General features: G+C 38.9%; 17 protein-coding genes and 1 other annotated feature. Of the genes, 2 read left to right on the forward strand and 15 right to left on the reverse strand.

The genetic code is table 11. The features are described from left to right. Positions 1–373: 373 nt before the first annotated feature. Positions 374–580, forward strand: coding sequence for a DUF378 domain-containing protein (locus tag IGI52_RS05265; protein ID WP_016182137.1), 207 nt, complete (start codon positions 374–376; stop codon positions 578–580). An 88-nt stretch (positions 581–668) separates the two neighbouring features. Here the strand turns inward: IGI52_RS05265 and IGI52_RS05270 are convergent, their stop codons facing one another. From IGI52_RS05270 to IGI52_RS05335, 14 genes are all read right to left on the reverse strand, one after another. Beyond that, the gene (locus IGI52_RS05270; RefSeq protein WP_438780652.1) at positions 669–1,502 is read right to left on the reverse strand and encodes an energy-coupling factor transporter transmembrane component T family protein; all 834 of its coding nucleotides are present in this window, start codon (positions 1,500–1,502) and stop codon (positions 669–671) included. After that, entirely contained in the window at positions 1,489–3,180 is a 1,692-nt protein-coding gene (locus IGI52_RS05275) for an ABC transporter ATP-binding protein (protein ID WP_438780653.1), read from the reverse strand. The genes IGI52_RS05270 and IGI52_RS05275 overlap by 14 nt, the downstream gene beginning before the upstream one ends. Before the next feature lie 16 nt (positions 3,181–3,196). Further along, the gene (locus IGI52_RS05280) at positions 3,197–3,748 is read right to left on the reverse strand and encodes an ECF-type riboflavin transporter substrate-binding protein (protein ID WP_016182134.1); all 552 of its coding nucleotides are present in this window, start codon (positions 3,746–3,748) and stop codon (positions 3,197–3,199) included. 31 nt (positions 3,749–3,779) lie between these two features. After that, positions 3,780–4,628: an SAM hydrolase/SAM-dependent halogenase family protein gene (locus tag IGI52_RS05285; RefSeq protein WP_016182133.1), complete on the reverse strand. Its 849-nt coding sequence runs from the start codon at positions 4,626–4,628 to the stop codon at positions 3,780–3,782. 118 nt (positions 4,629–4,746) lie between these two features. Then, positions 4,747–4,990, reverse strand: a binding site (T-box leader). Between the two features lie 113 nt (positions 4,991–5,103). Then, positions 5,104–5,742 (reverse strand): bifunctional 2-keto-4-hydroxyglutarate aldolase/2-keto-3-deoxy-6-phosphogluconate aldolase, encoded by a 639-nt coding sequence (locus IGI52_RS05290; protein WP_438780654.1) that lies wholly within the window; start codon positions 5,740–5,742, stop codon positions 5,104–5,106. A 9-nt stretch (positions 5,743–5,751) separates the two neighbouring features. Next, positions 5,752–6,294 (reverse strand): 6-phospho-3-hexuloisomerase, encoded by a 543-nt coding sequence (hxlB, locus tag IGI52_RS05295; RefSeq protein WP_438780655.1) that lies wholly within the window; start codon positions 6,292–6,294, stop codon positions 5,752–5,754. Next, on the reverse strand, positions 6,291–6,917 hold the full coding sequence (locus IGI52_RS05300; protein WP_438780656.1) for an orotidine 5'-phosphate decarboxylase / HUMPS family protein: 627 nt from the start codon (positions 6,915–6,917) through the stop codon (positions 6,291–6,293). The genes hxlB and IGI52_RS05300 overlap by 4 nt, the downstream gene beginning before the upstream one ends. Beyond that, on the reverse strand, positions 6,914–7,876 hold the full coding sequence (locus IGI52_RS05305) for a sugar kinase (RefSeq protein ID WP_438780657.1): 963 nt from the start codon (positions 7,874–7,876) through the stop codon (positions 6,914–6,916). Before IGI52_RS05305 ends, IGI52_RS05300 begins: the two co-directional genes overlap by 4 nt. A gap of 78 nt (positions 7,877–7,954) precedes the next feature. After that, the gene (locus IGI52_RS05310; protein WP_311861218.1) at positions 7,955–9,226 is read right to left on the reverse strand and encodes a gluconate:proton symporter; all 1,272 of its coding nucleotides are present in this window, start codon (positions 9,224–9,226) and stop codon (positions 7,955–7,957) included. A gap of 13 nt (positions 9,227–9,239) precedes the next feature. Next, positions 9,240–9,485, reverse strand: a complete 246-nt coding sequence (locus IGI52_RS05315; RefSeq protein ID WP_127978860.1) for a hypothetical protein — start codon at positions 9,483–9,485, stop codon at positions 9,240–9,242. After that, positions 9,485–10,222, reverse strand: a complete 738-nt coding sequence (locus tag IGI52_RS05320; RefSeq protein WP_438780658.1) for a sugar phosphate isomerase/epimerase family protein — start codon at positions 10,220–10,222, stop codon at positions 9,485–9,487. The genes IGI52_RS05315 and IGI52_RS05320 overlap by 1 nt, the downstream gene beginning before the upstream one ends. 185 nt (positions 10,223–10,407) lie before the next feature. Then, the gene (locus IGI52_RS05325) at positions 10,408–11,394 is read right to left on the reverse strand and encodes a LacI family DNA-binding transcriptional regulator (RefSeq protein WP_438780659.1); all 987 of its coding nucleotides are present in this window, start codon (positions 11,392–11,394) and stop codon (positions 10,408–10,410) included. A 78-nt stretch (positions 11,395–11,472) separates the two neighbouring features. Then, positions 11,473–12,075, reverse strand: a complete 603-nt coding sequence (locus IGI52_RS05330; protein WP_438780660.1) for a transglutaminase-like domain-containing protein — start codon at positions 12,073–12,075, stop codon at positions 11,473–11,475. Next, complete coding sequence (locus IGI52_RS05335; protein ID WP_438780661.1) at positions 12,056–12,586, reverse strand: adenylate kinase; 531 nt, start codon at positions 12,584–12,586, stop codon at positions 12,056–12,058. Before IGI52_RS05335 ends, IGI52_RS05330 begins: the two co-directional genes overlap by 20 nt. Positions 12,587–12,747: 161 nt before the next feature. Here IGI52_RS05335 and IGI52_RS05340 point away from each other — a divergent pair, with 161 nt between their 5' ends. Next, complete coding sequence (locus IGI52_RS05340; protein WP_438780662.1) at positions 12,748–13,536, forward strand: Cof-type HAD-IIB family hydrolase; 789 nt, start codon at positions 12,748–12,750, stop codon at positions 13,534–13,536. A gap of 36 nt (positions 13,537–13,572) precedes the next feature. On the opposite strand, the gene IGI52_RS05345 is transcribed toward IGI52_RS05340, so the two are convergent. Continuing rightward, entirely contained in the window at positions 13,573–14,898 is a 1,326-nt protein-coding gene (locus IGI52_RS05345; RefSeq protein ID WP_369905946.1) for a citrate/2-methylcitrate synthase, read from the reverse strand. Positions 14,899–14,970 lie beyond the last annotated feature (72 nt).

Raw genomic sequence — 14,970 nt, forward strand, 5'->3', positions numbered from 1 at the left:
TATAGACTTTCTCTTGGAACAATTGATGCAATTCTGACTATTTTACTCCCATTTTTCAACTTTTCCTTCTTCGCTTTATTGATTTCGAGCAAACTTTTACATCTATAAGAGAAAGCGTTTCGCGAAAAAAACACCTCGTTTAAAATGCACAATATCTAAAAAGAATTTGTCTGTTAGATGCATCATTAAATGGAGTTCCTACCTCTTATCTATAAGATAAAAAAACAATTTTCAATTAGGAAAAAAAAGCTCTCATTTGTTTAAAGCATTTTCCCATTACATAAAATAAGAAAAAACAATTTTTGAGCAGATAAATATGGTAGGACATCCAACTATGGTACTGTTAAACAAATCAGAAGGGAGGGTTTTACAGATGAAATATCTAGATATTATCGCGCTTATTTTGTTGATCGTTGGTGGAATCAACTGGTTATTAGTAGGTCTTTTTGAATATGATTTAGTTGCAGCGATATCTGGTGGAAGCACAGCGATTCTCGCAAAAATCATCTATATCATTGTTGGACTATGCGCTCTTTACTGTTTGAAATTTATACCTGGAATTGCGAATCGTGCTGAATAAAATCAGTAAATTATGATCTGATAAGATCGTACAATTTATAATATAAAAAAACAGAGCTTTCTGCGTTTGTGCAGAAAGTTCTGTTTTTTTAGCGAAATGGATTATAAAAGCGGTCGCCATTGACAACTAATAAGACGATTCCAACCGAACACAAAATGACAACTAATAGTAACGCTAAATAATCATTACGTTTTAGCGGCTTAGCCAACAGCCACGTTCGCCCCTTTTTCTTCCCAAATCGACGCAGCTCCATAGCGGATGAAATGGTTTCGATTCGTTCTAAACTTGAAAAAATTAATGGAATCGCGATCGTTAAATTTCCCCGTACCCGCTTCATTAGTGAAGCCTTTTTAGAAAGCTCGTTTCCTCGGGCCTGCTGCGCTTTAGAAATCGTTCGAAAATCTTCTTGGATATCTGGAATGTAACGCAATGCTAGAGAAAAGGCATAAGCGATCTTATAAGACCCGCCAACCCGATGAATACTTGAGGCAAGCTCGCTAGGATTCGTAGTCAGAATGAAGATTAAACCTGGCGGAATGGTCACAAAATACTTGATCAATAAGTTAAATTCATAAAAAAGCTGCTCTTGCGTCACGGTGTAGCGTCCAATCCCTTCAAAAATGACATGGCGCGTGCCATAAATCGTTACTCCATATTCTGGTGCAAATAAATAAACCGTCAACAGATTTAGAAGTGAGAAAAAGGCGATAAATTTCACCACAAACGAAATTTCGCGGTAACTAATTCGCGCTGTGCGAAATAAAATTATTGAAAAAATCGCCAGCCCTAATAGAAAACGTGTATCATAAGAAATCATCCCAACCACAGAGATCAGCAAAAAGCATAAAAGTTTAGTGAAACCGCTGAGTTGATGGATCACAGTTTTCTTCGGCAAATAACCAATTAAATTACTTCCCTCCATAGGCTCCTCCCTTGTCGTACCGGATAAAGGCTGATACAAAACCAGTCGCATCTGTTAAATCATTATTTTTTGCTAAATGATAGAGACTTGTTTGACGCAAGCTCGCTGAATTGACAAGCTCTGCTGAAGATAACACTTTGGCGGGTGTTTCATCAGCGATGATTTCTCCCTCTTTTAAGACCAATGTTCGTTGCGTATGTTCAAGCATTAAATGCATGTCGTGGGTAATCATTAAAATCGTAATTCCCCGCTGATTCAATTTGCGCAAGAAGTTCATCATCTCATTATAATGATAATAATCTTGACCCGCAGTTGGCTCGTCTAAAATTAACAGCTCCGGCTCCAACACTAAAATGGCAGCAATCGCTACACGACGCTTTTGTCCATGACTCAACGCAGAAATCGGCCAATTACGAAACTCATAAAGACCACAAACCTTTAGCGTATCGAATACTCGCTCTTTGATCTTGTCCGCTTCAATTCCGCGATTTTCTAATCCTAAGGCAACTTCTTCAAAGATCATATTCTTCGACAGCATTTGATTACTATTTTGCAGCACGTAACCAATTTTGTCCGCACGTTCTTTGATGCTTTCATAGGCAATTGATTGATTTTTCCATAATAACTCCCCTGTTTGCGATGGGTAGAAACCAGTAATCAGGTTGGATAAAGTTGATTTGCCAGCACCGTTATGTCCGACTAAACTGACCATTTCACCTTGATAAAGCGTCAAATCAATCTCCTTAATCACTAGCTCTTTGCCAAAACCAAAGGAAATTTTCTTCAATGCTAATAATGGAACCTCTTTTATTGGGATAGGTTTAAATTCACCTTGCGACTTTGCCAAAGCAGCAGAAATTTCTGGTGAAACCAATTGATCGACTTGCGTTAGATCAGAAAAACCATTCAAAGAAATCCCTGCACGCTTCAACGCAGTGATATAAAGCGGCTCACGAATCCCGTAACTGGTTAATAAATCACTTTTAAGTAATTCAGTCGGTGTCATATCCGCAACAATTTCCCCTTCGTTCATCAAAACAACACGATCGATGGGTGCCGCTAAAACCTCTTCCAAACGGTGCTCAATAATGATCGTTGTAAATTTTTGCGATTGATATAACTGATCAATCATTTGGATTGCTTCATAGCCGGTCTGAGGATCAAGATTGGCTAGCGGCTCATCAAATAGTAGGATCGGTGTTTCATCGATGAGCACCCCCGCCATTGTCACCCGCTGCTTTTGACCACCAGAAAGATCCTGCGGCCGTTTTTCTAACTGCGTTAATAAATTAGTTTTTTCCGCCCAATGATTGACTGCTTCTCGCATTTCTGCTTGTTGAATCATTTCATTTTCCAGAGAAAAGGCGATATCTTCTGCAACGGTCAAGCCGACAAACTGACTATCTGTATCTTGCAATACCGTACCGACATCAAGAGAAAGATCATAAATTGATGATTCGCTAAAAGTCTTCCCATTGATCATCAAACTGCCGGTAAAAGTGCCCTTTTCATTTTGCGGAATGATCCCATTCAAGCATTTTCCCAAAGTCGATTTTCCTGAGCCGCTGGGCCCCATGATCAAAATTTTTTCTCCCTGATTGATCGTCAAATTGATCTTTTTCAATGTCGGTTCAGCTTGGCTGTCATATTGAAATGTAAAATCACGAAACTCGATCATTTTATATCCTCACGTTCTAAGCTTCTTTGTTCAAACTGCCCTTTTTCGTCTTCGTTTGTGCGTACGCTTTTAATAAAATAAAGCCAATAATTCCTGTTACGATTGAATTCGTGATTCCGGCAACGACACCTTGAGTAAAGACTTTACTTGGTGCTTCCGCGTAGATCAAGATATCCCCAATCGGTGCGATAACCACCCAAGTGACTAAATTAGCAATCGTTTCACCAACTAAAAAGGTTCCGATTTCTTTCTTGCCGAAAATGCCTTGTTCAATTGGAATTCGCTTTGCTAACAAACCGAAAAATACACCTAAAATTCCTGAAGCAACGATCCAAGACCACCATGCTCCATACGTTGTTAAATCACCTAATGCATGACCGATAAACCCTGCCAATCCAGCAACAATTGGCCCATAAACGACACCTAATAATGCTAAGAAAGGATATGCCGTTGCAATATCCGTATTAGGAATGCCTGTAGGAATCGTCACGAATCGTTTTAAAATGAAGAAAACCGCCGCACCGATCCCAATTGCTACAATGTGTTTTACCGTAAATCTCTTATTCATACTTTATACCCCTTTTTTATTTGATAAATGCTTAATACCCTAAATTTTTAGTCAATTCAATCGTCCAATCGTTGCCAGTACCAATTTTATAAACTGCGGAGAATGAATCCAAATTAATCCCTAATCCAACATTTAATAATGAATTAATATAAAGAACTGCTTCATTCGGTGCCACTTGAGCGAAGGAACGCCCGAAAACAACTTCATCTTGATAACGGACCACACCTTGATAGTATATTTTTACTAGCAGGCTTTGTCCATATTCAACTTGCCAGTTTTTGAAATAATCCACAGGAATGTTCGTCCACAACGAGCCAAATCGAATATCGGTGATATCAATCGTTCCCGTAATTTTATCTTGTGTTTGTTCTGGAGCGATCAAGGGGAACGTCACTAATTCGCTGCTTGGAATAATCGTTCCTAATTCAGCAAAACCTACTTTACCGCTAGCTAATCGGGCACCGTTATAGACATAGACATCTCGACCATGGAATGTGTGACTTTCAGATGAGCCGGGCAGACGTTGACTCTCCTCATCAATTTGTCGAACTTCCTTAATTCCGACATATTGAGCTAAATACGTCAATGTTCCGTTATCTGGCGTAATTACATATTGCCCATCCTTCAACTCTGCGACGACACTGCGACGGGTTGAGCCAACGCCGGGGTCAACCACAGATACAAAAACAGTTCCTGCTGGCCAATAAGTGACCGCCTGTAATAAACGATAGCTTGCATCATGAATGTTATAAGGTTCAATCTCATGTGTTAAATTATTGATGTTTAGAGTCGGTTCAACTTGATAAGCTACTCCATACATCGCGTTGACTGCGCCATCCTGCAAACCAAAATCCGTTTGAACTACTAAAAATCCTGCCATTATTCTTCCACCTTCCAATTTTACACTTATTGTTGAAGTTATCAGTGATTCAATTTCCTACCAAGATCGTCATCCCAGTTAAGGAAGAAACACAAAAAAGCCCTCAGCAAATATAATTGCTAAGGGCATAGACTATGCGTTACCACCTTTAATCGTAAAATCCTCACAGATTCCACCTCGATCAGTACCCAAAATTTTTCTTGGAGACTGTGCCTGGTTAACGGGGGCATCCGTATTTCCTTAAATTTTCGGGAAATCCGCTCAAAAGCCATTTTCAAGTAATTGCTCTGCATCCCCTCTCACCAAACAGGAACTCTCTTTAACAAAGATGATTACTTTACTTTCTTTATCAACGCGTTTCATCAATTGCTAATAAAATATCAGAGATATTTCAGCTTGTCAATGGAGAAAAAATATCTGCAAAGTGATTCTTGCACGATCTATCTCAAAAAACGATGAAAAAAATGTTAAGCAATTAGTTTTCTCGCCACACCTCAATATATTGTTTAGCGGTTTGAGAAACTAATTCGTAATTATCATCATTGACACCCTTAAATAGATTGCCGCCAACACCAACAACAATTGCTCCCGCTTGCTTCCAGGCTGCTATATTTTCTAAATTCACTCCGCCAGTCGGCATAATGTTCACATGTGGAAGTGGGGCCTTTGCTGCTTTAATCATTTGGGGAGTAAAATTATTCGCAGGAAAAAGTTTTACGATATCTGCGCCGCTTTTCATTGCCTGCTGCATCTCAGTAATTGTCATACAACCTGGTATATAAGGAACTTGATAAAAATTACACATTTCTGCCGTAGCCTGATCAAAACAAGGGCTAACAACAAAATCTGCACCTGCTAGAATCGCTAAACGAGCAGTAACGGCATCCAAAACTGTTCCTGCACCAATCGTTACGCTGGAATCATTTTGATATTCTTCTTTCAATTGAGCAATTACTTGATCTGCTTGCGGTACAGAAAAAGTAACTTCAATCCCCTTAATCCCGCCTTTTATGACGGCGCGTGCTGCCTCAATGGCACGTTTTTGAGAATCTTCCCTGACAACTGCCACTACACCAGCATGTTCAATTCGTGTTAATCGTTCCATTTTTTTCATCTTGCTCACCTACTCTACATTGACATGCTCATGAAGAGCATCTTCATTGGAAGTTTGATCACGCTGAGCAAGCTTCAAGGTTAAGGCATCCAAGGTGATGTGCACTGTCTGGTCAAATAAACTTGATAATAACTGAACAGATTTTACTCCAGCACCAGTCTTTGTGGCGCCAGGCACTACAATAACTTTGTCAGCAAGCTTGGCTAATGGAGACTCTTTGGCACTCGTTAACACAACAATATCAAGTCCTAATTTTTTCGCTGTTTCGGTATCTGAAACAATTCCTTCAGTGGTACCTGATCCGGAAATAGCTACCCAAGTATCTCCTTTTTGAATCGAAGGAGTGATCGTTTCTCCCATTACATAATCAGTGTAGCCGATATGCATCAAACGCATTGCAAAGCCCTTCGCTTGAAATCCACTGCGACCCGCTCCAATTACAAAGATTCGCTTATTTTTTTGAAACAGTGGCAAGGCTTGTTCCAGTTCCGTTTCATCAACTAACTCCATTACTTGATTAATTTCTTGCATGATTGTTTCGATTGTTTTCATTTGTGAACAGCTCCCATGAATTCATTTACTGCTTTCAGCGGATTTTCCGCTTTAGTGATTTTTGACCCGACAATGACAACTTCAATTAATCCTTGATCTGCTAACAACTCCGCCTGTGTCAAATCGATTCCGCCTGCGATCGCCAAGCGTTTGATTTCGGGGAATTTTTGGTGAAAGCTTTCGACACTTGCAGTCGCATCAAACGAATCTTTCCGATCAACTGAGTGATGCAAGGCATAGATAGCATTAGGAAATATCTGGATTTTTTCAATTTTTTCATCCGTTACTTCAAGTAAATCGATCATCATTGTTTTATTCTGTTTTTCGGCGACTTCATAACATACGCTTAAAGTATCTATTGAGGCTGCGCCCATCACAGTTACAATGTCTCCACCGTGACGAAAAGCTTGATTAAATTCATACGCACCTTCATCGATGGTCTTACTGTCTACAAGTAAATCGGTCTTGGTCAAAACTGCTCTCAATTTCTCGATAGCTAGATTGCCATAATCCTTAACTAAGGAGGTTCCCATTTCTAAAATGTCTGTTTTACCATCTAGTTGTTCGGCTAACGCAACCGCCTCTTCTAATGGTATGCGATCAATTGCTGCTTGTAATCTCATGCTTCCACTTCCTGTTGTTGTAAAAATTCTTTTAATTCCTGTGGAGTTGGATATCCATCGTTATCTCCAGGGGATTGAACGGCCATCGCTCCAATGGCATTAGCACGAATAACCGCTTGTTTTAAAGATTTCCCTTCGATCAAGCCAGTGATCAACCCAACTGCAAAGCCATCGCCAGCACCGACGGTATCTACAACTTCCGCTACTTTAAACCCTGGTACAGTAAAAGTTGTACCATCCTTTTGTTTCACATAAGCTCCTTCAGTTCCTAGCTTGACGATCACTGTTTTCGTTGCTTCTCCATTGTTCAAATAGAAGTCCGCAATTGCTTCCGGATCACGACTGCCCATCAAAATTTCACCTTCATTGATTCCTGGAAGGACAATTTCAGCATGTGATGCTAAATCATTGATCGTTTCCACCATCTCTTCCTGACTCGCCCAAAGCTGCGGACGAAGATTAGGATCAAAGGTTGTACGGATATTGTTCTTTTCTAATAAATGAATCAAATAGCGGAAGGCTTCTTGGGCCTCAGCTGAAATAGCTGGAAAAATTCCGGATAAGTGGGCCATTTTCACCTCTGAAAAGTCAATTTTATCTAGTATTGCTTGATCAAAATGGGCGGCAGCCGAACCCTTGCGGAAGTAAAAAATACTTGGGTCTCCTTGACTAACGCGATCCTTTAATTGAAAAGCTGTCCAAAAGTCAGCCGTTTCAGAAATATAATCTGTCCCAATTTTATTTTCATGCAGGCGATCAATAATAAACTCGCCAAAGGGATCTTTTCCGACTTGTGTAATGTATTCACTGCTATGACCTAAACGAGAAACGCCGACAGCGACATTAACCTCCGCTCCTGCTAAAAATTTTTGAAAATGACAAGCATCCTTTAAGGATTTGTCGACTTCCTCAGATCCGAACAATGCAATTGGCTCACCAATAGTTAAAAACTCACTCATGTTAATTACTCCTTTTTTAGTTATTTTTTAACAGCTTACTATTAAAACTAATTTGCAACTAAAATTCATTGATTTCCTTTAAAGTAAGATATAGGCAACAATCAAATTCAAAACAGTTGCTGCCCACGCCCATGGCAGTCCTGTCATTAAGAACGTTTTAGTATCCAAACCGGCATATTGTACAGACCATAAATTCCATGATTGAGTAATACAAGCTGAGACACCCATCATAGACGGTACGACTAACAGACCGTACAAGAAATATTGGTCAAACATTCCCGTTCCAACTAAAATTGCTGCAGTTGCAGCACCAGCACCATAGAGCATTAGTGGGCCACGGAAATAAGAAAGCGGCGCGATAATAGCTACGATAATAATTAAGACAAGCTTGCTGCTTGGTATGACTTCTTGAAAGACACTCGTAAAACCTGACATTGCATGCACTGCTGCCGATTGAAACATAGTTAAGACAAACAACATAATCAATAAACCAGCAATATCGCTAATCGCATGTTTAGCCGTCTCATTCATCATCGTCACAAATTTGCTGTAGCGTTTCATATTGCCTGTTGCAGCAAAAGCAATGATGGTCGAAAGTAAAAGGGCTGGTACAGCATCCCATTTAGCAAAAATACTTAAGGCTACAGGCATAACTGGTAATACATACGTCCAAATCGGAACTTCCATTACCTCTTCTTTCAAATCACTTTCGACAATTTCAGGTTTGCCGTTTCGAATTTTCTTCGCGTTAAACAAAATGAACAGTATCAGAATCGCCATTTGCACGCCCATTGCCACAAAGCCGAAGCGTTGGTAATGAGGGCCCCATGCTACTTTCGGAAAGAACACTTGAAATTGTACAAACAGCACATTATTGACATACATCGCGGCACCAATAGCAATCGTAAAAACGGAAACAGCAATATTTTTTGGTACCCCAATCGAAAACATAATTGGAAACAGAATGACACCAACCGCAATAGCCGATCCAACTCCATAAGAGCTTGTAAAGATTAAAGCGATTACAAGAGCGATCAAAACAGTGGCTAAGACAGGACTTTTCTTTCCGACTTTTTCAGTGCGACGACTAATACTTCCTGCGATTCCAGTATCAACTAACACTCGTCCAAACCAGGAACCAAAGATAATATACGCAGCCGTTTTCCCATAATTTAAAACAGGCTCGGTAAAGATTTCTTTTACAGCTGTGTTAAACGGCACCATTCCGATGATCGTCCATAAGATTGCCATTACGAAGAACCCAACAGTCAAGTTGCCGCCCTTCATCGCATAGAGTACAAAAATAATGAAAGTTACGGCTAATAATATTCCTGTTATCGCGCTACCCATGTTCCTTCACCTCCTAATATTTGTTTAGCTCACTTAAGATGCGCTGGTATTTTGAAATTGGTTTTGCATGATCTTCAACAAAGAAATCATTTTCCAAATGATTGAATTTTTGGATCAAATAATAACCAGTCAGATAAGCAGCTAAAGCTTCTTTTGCCGCTGCCTCCATATCTTCCTTATCTATTTCAGGTCGATGAATCGTTTCCATAAAATGATAAGCAAATGTTTCTGGATCGATTTTTGTTTGTTGTTCAGTCATTAGAATTCACTCTCCAATAATTCTTTGGCTTCTAAAATTTCGTCATTTGCGGTTGTAGGATACTCGATTGCAACCGATACATCCTGAGGTAGTATTTGTAAAACTTTACGCCAATCAATATCACCATGATCAAGTCCTATTGCTTGTGGCTGTCCCTTTTCAACTTCTACATCCTTTACATGAATATAGCGAACATAGTCTTTTAATAATTCTGCAGCTTTTATTTCATCCTCACCAACAAACCGCCAGTTACCAAGGTCATAAACGTAACCAATTGATAAATCAGTTTTTTTAATAGCATTCATAAAAGTATTGATAGCACTAATCGTTCCCGAAGTTTGAGTTTGATCATTTTCAATTGAGATAGCAACTCCAGAATCAACAAGCGCTTTCAATTCATTTTCATGAAGTTCTCCATTAAAATCGCCAATATTCCATTTGATGTGCTGGACACCCATTTGCTTAGCTTCAATCAAGTATTGTTGTAACTTAGGATTGATTTTCCCATTCACATAGACCTCATCAGGAACACTGTAAAATAACTTCAAATCCAATCGTTCTGCCTCTGATTGGATAACAGGAATCTCTTTTTTAATATCTTTAAAGTACTCTCTCCGAATCTCAACTTGGGTAAAACCTAAATCAGATATTTCCTGTAATAAATCGCTTTGTAAAGCACCATTAGCTACTCTATCTGCATAAACTAAAAAATTAAGTACAAGCTTATTATCTCTCATAAAATCGCGTCCTTTCAATTAGTTAACCGGTTTCTATATTTGTATAGTAAACCGGTTTCCAAAAAATGTCAACGATTTCAAAATTAAAAAACATCTGCCTTACAGCAAAATAAATAAGCCTTGTTTGGAAACCGGTTACCAAACAAGGCTTATCTGTTAAAATTTATTTTATAAAATAACTTCGATTACACTGATTTTCGCCAACGAACAGTGGAAGGTACGATTATTTCTTGAACCTCTTCTGATTTCGTCGTCATTTTTTGCAATAATTGCTCGGCTACAACTTCACCAATCTTTTTTGAAGGCTGTTCCACACTGGTGATTCCAGGACCGACAAGTTCTGTTAAATTCCAATCATCGAATCCAGTCACGCCTACTTTTTCTGGAATGGCGATTTCTTGGTGAATCAACCACGTCAAGACATCCATCAGCATTCGACCGTTGGAAGCAAACAGCAAAGTCTGTAAATCCTCTTCAAGAATAGTTGATAACCTATCACTGATTTGCTCTTCCTGACTAATTTCGATCAGCTGGCATTGCTTTCCTGCTTCCTTTACCACTTGATCGACTGTTTCGTAGCGTAATTGTCGAGTGCTGACGTCTTTAATCGGTTCACTGATGACAACTACCTGTTCATAGCCCTTTGCCAACGCTTTTTCCAATACCTCTCTTGTCGCAGCACGATTATTGGTCAACACAGAGGTCCATTGCACTGGATCCGTTTGCCTATCCACCAATAGCAGTGGAATGTTACGCTCTGAAATAAATGTATAATTTGCCGATTGTCTTGAAGAAGGCTGTAAAATAATTCCTTCAACACTTTGATCTAACAACTTTTCCAATAGTTCTTTTTCCTGAGTGATTGAGTTTGCCGCATCCATGATAATCATTTGATACCCGCTTTTTTCTAAAACCTCTCCAATTCCCTTCAAAAGTAATGAAGAAAACATATTAGAAATATCCGCTACTACGACTCCAATCAAATAGCTATGTTTTGATTTCAACGCTTGGGCCTGTTTGCTGGGCCGATAGTTTAAGCGTTCAATCACTTCTGCGATTCTTTCTTTTGTCTCCTTCGACATATTACCGTAATTTTTATTTAAAAAGCGCGAGATCGTTGTTTTCGAAACGCCCGCTTCTTCTGCAACTTCTTTAATTGTAATCTTCTTCATCTTGTCTTCTCCAACTATCTTTTTTATCATTGTAGCGAATTTCCAAGCGATTGGAAAGACAACAACTTAGCTTCTCTCCTAAAGCGAATCCGGCAGTTCATTTCCGTACATTCTCAATGCATCTGTGCTTTTATCCAAAATAAGCATAGTTTCTCTATTTGGTCTTGTAAAGATCACATTGTAATCTTGCTCACCTAGATTGGTATTGGGTTCGAAGGCTAATTGTTCTCTATCCAAAAAAAATTGAGCATTGATTCCCGGCTTATTTCCCCGCGCATCAATCCTGATCCACTTTTCCAATATCTCGAGATAAACAGCATTTAACGCATGAATACAATAGCGCTTTTCTTCATCATCAAAGAGCCGCAACTTTTGATAGCAATAACCTGTAGGAATACCAACGCTTCGCAATAATCCCGTTAGCAGATTTGCCTTGGCATAACAAATTCCGTGTCCACTCCTCAGTACCTCGACAGAAGTTTTGGTTACCTCATCTGCTTGGATATCCCAAGAGTGATCGATCTGATCTCTGACATATAGAAAGGCTCTTTGAATGATTTCTATTTCATTTTTAGTATTGTTAAAGAGCTTCTGACTTAATCTTTTCAGTAAAGGGTGAGACAAACATATCTCTGGTAAATCCTGTAGGTAATCTTCACGCTTATTTGATTCTACTCTCATGTAAGTCCTCCTCAAAGTTATAGGTTTCATCAATCAATAAATAATTACAGGCGTATTTTTCGCACATCATTAGATTTTCACTGTTGGTTTTAATCAAATCTTCCATCGTAAAATCCGAATCATCCAGCCTTTTTTCAATGGTATTTGCATACTTTTTAATATCAGAAAAGTGAGTCTCAATATAGTTTTTCGTCATAATCAAACAGTAATAACTAATCTGATCCAAATATTCTTCAGAAAAAGACTGTTTCCAATTAAAGGGAACATATATCCCTTCAATGATTAAATTTTGTTCATTTTCAATCGCTGTTTTAATGATCTCTTTTAAAATGTTCCATAGATAGAGTGTAAGTTCTTCATCATCCGCTGGCGTTAACTCTGTTTCGCCACTTCGGATCAAGCCCATCTTCAGATGATCAATTGACAAATAAGGATAATGATATGTCTCCAATAATCTTTGTGCTAAAACTGTCTTACCCGTATGAGTCGCTCCCGTGATGATTACAATCATTTTCCACATTCCTTTCATTAAATCATTGCTGATTAAAAATTTGAGCTGATGTTTCTTTAACTTTCTTTTATACTAATTGTAAAAGAAAATATTTAAAGTTTTAGTTTCGATTTTTTACAGAGTAATTACTAGCTCTGAAATACATTACGAGGAGTGTTCGCATGAAAAATTATCGAGTAGCTTTTTTTGATATTGATGGTACCCTGGCCGATAACAACTTACCTCATGGTTTGTCCTTTGAAAAACGAATTCCCGATTCTGCAAAGCTGGCTTTACACAAACTAAAAGAACGCCAGATCGAACCCGTGATTGCTTCCGGTCGGCATTATGGTACTTTAGCTGATATGGCTCATAATTTAGGCGTGGACAGCATTATTTCATCCAATGGAAATTGTGTACATTATCAAGGAACAATGATTCATCAAAATGTAATCCCTCAACCGCTATTAGCAGAGCTCTTAGATCATTTAGAAAAGCTGAATATAGAATGTTTAATCGAAACTCCTCATGAATTGTATTGCTTCGAGACAAATCAATATATAGGAGACCCTTCCTCTAAAAAGATCTTGCTGAAAAAAACAGATCCGCTCCCGAAAAATGTCATCCAATTGATCGTTCCTTGGAGTGAAAAAACAGAGTTCAAATTAGGGATAGATTCCCCGCTTATCGTAGAAAAGGTCGCTCCAGTTGCGGCTAATATCCATTTAAAAACTGGGACAAAGGCAGAAGGAATTCATAAAATCTGTGACTCAATGAAGATCACGGCCAAACAAGCACTAGCCTTCGGTGATGAAGAAAATGATTTTACCATGTTTGATGCTGTAGGGTTTCCCGTTGCCATGGGAAATGCTGCACCAGCCCTAAAAGAAAAAGCCGCTTATGTGACAACTGCTGTAAATGACGATGGTATTTGGAAAGCTTGTGTTGACTTAGGATTGATTACAGAATAGAAAACATCCGCCAGAAGAAGATTCTGACGGATGTTTTTAGCGCTCAGTAATATTTTGATATTCACGGTCTTCGGAAACTTCCATATAAGCAGGCCGAATGATTTTTTGAACATTAATCAGCTCTTCGATACGGTGTGCTGACCAACCAACGATTCGCGCGATCGCAAACATCGGTGTATACAATTCTTGGGGTAAATCCAACATGTGATAAACAAAACCACTAAAGAAATCAATATTGGCACTGACTCCCTTGTAAACTTTACGTCTTTCAGAAATGATTTCAGGGGCTAAACGCTCCACTTTACGATATAAGTTAAATTCAGCAGAGGCCTCAGATCCCTTTTCTGCCGCTAATTTTTCCACATATCGTTTAAAAATTTCAGCTCGCGGATCAGACTCAGCATAAATCGCATGACCCATACCGTAGATTAGTCCTTGTTTATCAAAGGCTTCCTTATTTAAAATCTTTTCTAAATAATCTCGAATTTCGTTCTCATCTTCACAATCATTTACGTTCTCTTTTAAGTCCTCCATCATTTGGGTCACCTTAATGTTGGCCCCACCATGCTTAGGTCCCTTTAATGAGCCTAAGGCCGCTGCGATTGTTGAATAAGTATCTGTGCCGCTAGAAGTAACGACTCGAGTTGTGAAAGTCGAGTTGTTCCCTCCGCCGTGTTCCATATGTAACACCAACGCCATATCTAATGTTTGGGCTTCTTGGCTGGTATATTTTTTATCTGGACGCAGCATTGTCAAAATAGCCTCTGCAGTACTCAAGTTTTCATCCGGACGATGGATATACATGCTATCGCCCTTACTGTAGTGATTGTAAGCATGGTAAGAATAGACAGCAATCATTGGAAACGTTGCGATCAACGATAAACTTTGATCTAAAACATTCTCAATACTGATATCATCCGTTTTATCGTCATAACATCCCAATGTTAGGACACTCCGAGAAATCATATTCATAATATTATGTGACGGCGCCTTCATAATAACATCACGTACAAAGTTGGTGGGAAGTGTTCGTCTTTTGCCGATTAAAGCTTTGAATTCAGCTAGTTCAACTTCGGTTGGTAAAGTACCAAATAATAACAGATAACTCACTTCTTCAAAACCCAGACGCTCTTCTGAAACAAAGCCATTAACCAATTCATTAATATCAATTCCGCGATAACGCAATTCACCATATTTGGAAATAACCTTATCACCGGACATGATTTGCGGATGAATCGTGGAAATATTGGTCAAACCAGCCAAAACTCCCTTGCCATCTAGATCGCGTAATCCTCTTTTTACATTATGTTTCTTATATAAAGAAGCATCTAAATAGTCCTCTTTTCGGCATACCTCGGCCATTTGGTTCAAATCTAACATCATTATGTCCTCCTAACCTTATTTAATTTAACAATCGGGTTAAGAAACATTATA

The sequence above is a fragment of the Enterococcus sp. DIV0187 genome, assembly GCF_051713785.1.
Lineage (GTDB): Bacteria > Bacillota > Bacilli > Lactobacillales > Enterococcaceae > Enterococcus_A > Enterococcus_A avium.

What these genes read in the sequence shown, in the direction of transcription:
- IGI52_RS05265 (WP_016182137.1), top strand. Translation starts at nt 374, where the DNA reads ATGAAATATCTAGATATTATCGCGCTTATTTTGTTGATCGTTGGTGGA.
- IGI52_RS05270 (WP_438780652.1), bottom strand. Translation starts at nt 1,502, where the DNA reads ATGGAGGGAAGTAATTTAATTGGTTATTTGCCGAAGAAAACTGTGATC.
- IGI52_RS05275 (WP_438780653.1), bottom strand. Translation starts at nt 3,180, where the DNA reads ATGATCGAGTTTCGTGATTTTACATTTCAATATGACAGCCAAGCTGAA.
- IGI52_RS05280 (WP_016182134.1), bottom strand. Translation starts at nt 3,748, where the DNA reads ATGAATAAGAGATTTACGGTAAAACACATTGTAGCAATTGGGATCGGT.
- IGI52_RS05285 (WP_016182133.1), bottom strand. Translation starts at nt 4,628, where the DNA reads ATGGCAGGATTTTTAGTAGTTCAAACGGATTTTGGTTTGCAGGATGGC.
- IGI52_RS05290 (WP_438780654.1), bottom strand. Translation starts at nt 5,742, where the DNA reads ATGAAAAAAATGGAACGATTAACACGAATTGAACATGCTGGTGTAGTG.
- hxlB (WP_438780655.1), bottom strand. Translation starts at nt 6,294, where the DNA reads ATGAAAACAATCGAAACAATCATGCAAGAAATTAATCAAGTAATGGAG.
- IGI52_RS05300 (WP_438780656.1), bottom strand. Translation starts at nt 6,917, where the DNA reads ATGAGATTACAAGCAGCAATTGATCGCATACCATTAGAAGAGGCGGTT.
- IGI52_RS05305 (WP_438780657.1), bottom strand. Translation starts at nt 7,876, where the DNA reads ATGAGTGAGTTTTTAACTATTGGTGAGCCAATTGCATTGTTCGGATCT.
- IGI52_RS05310 (WP_311861218.1), bottom strand. Translation starts at nt 9,226, where the DNA reads ATGGGTAGCGCGATAACAGGAATATTATTAGCCGTAACTTTCATTATT.
- IGI52_RS05315 (WP_127978860.1), bottom strand. Translation starts at nt 9,485, where the DNA reads ATGACTGAACAACAAACAAAAATCGATCCAGAAACATTTGCTTATCAT.
- IGI52_RS05320 (WP_438780658.1), bottom strand. Translation starts at nt 10,222, where the DNA reads ATGAGAGATAATAAGCTTGTACTTAATTTTTTAGTTTATGCAGATAGA.
- IGI52_RS05325 (WP_438780659.1), bottom strand. Translation starts at nt 11,394, where the DNA reads ATGAAGAAGATTACAATTAAAGAAGTTGCAGAAGAAGCGGGCGTTTCG.
- IGI52_RS05330 (WP_438780660.1), bottom strand. Translation starts at nt 12,075, where the DNA reads ATGAGAGTAGAATCAAATAAGCGTGAAGATTACCTACAGGATTTACCA.
- IGI52_RS05335 (WP_438780661.1), bottom strand. Translation starts at nt 12,586, where the DNA reads ATGATTGTAATCATCACGGGAGCGACTCATACGGGTAAGACAGTTTTA.
- IGI52_RS05340 (WP_438780662.1), top strand. Translation starts at nt 12,748, where the DNA reads ATGAAAAATTATCGAGTAGCTTTTTTTGATATTGATGGTACCCTGGCC.
- IGI52_RS05345 (WP_369905946.1), bottom strand. Translation starts at nt 14,898, where the DNA reads ATGGCCGAGGTATGCCGAAAAGAGGACTATTTAGATGCTTCTTTATAT.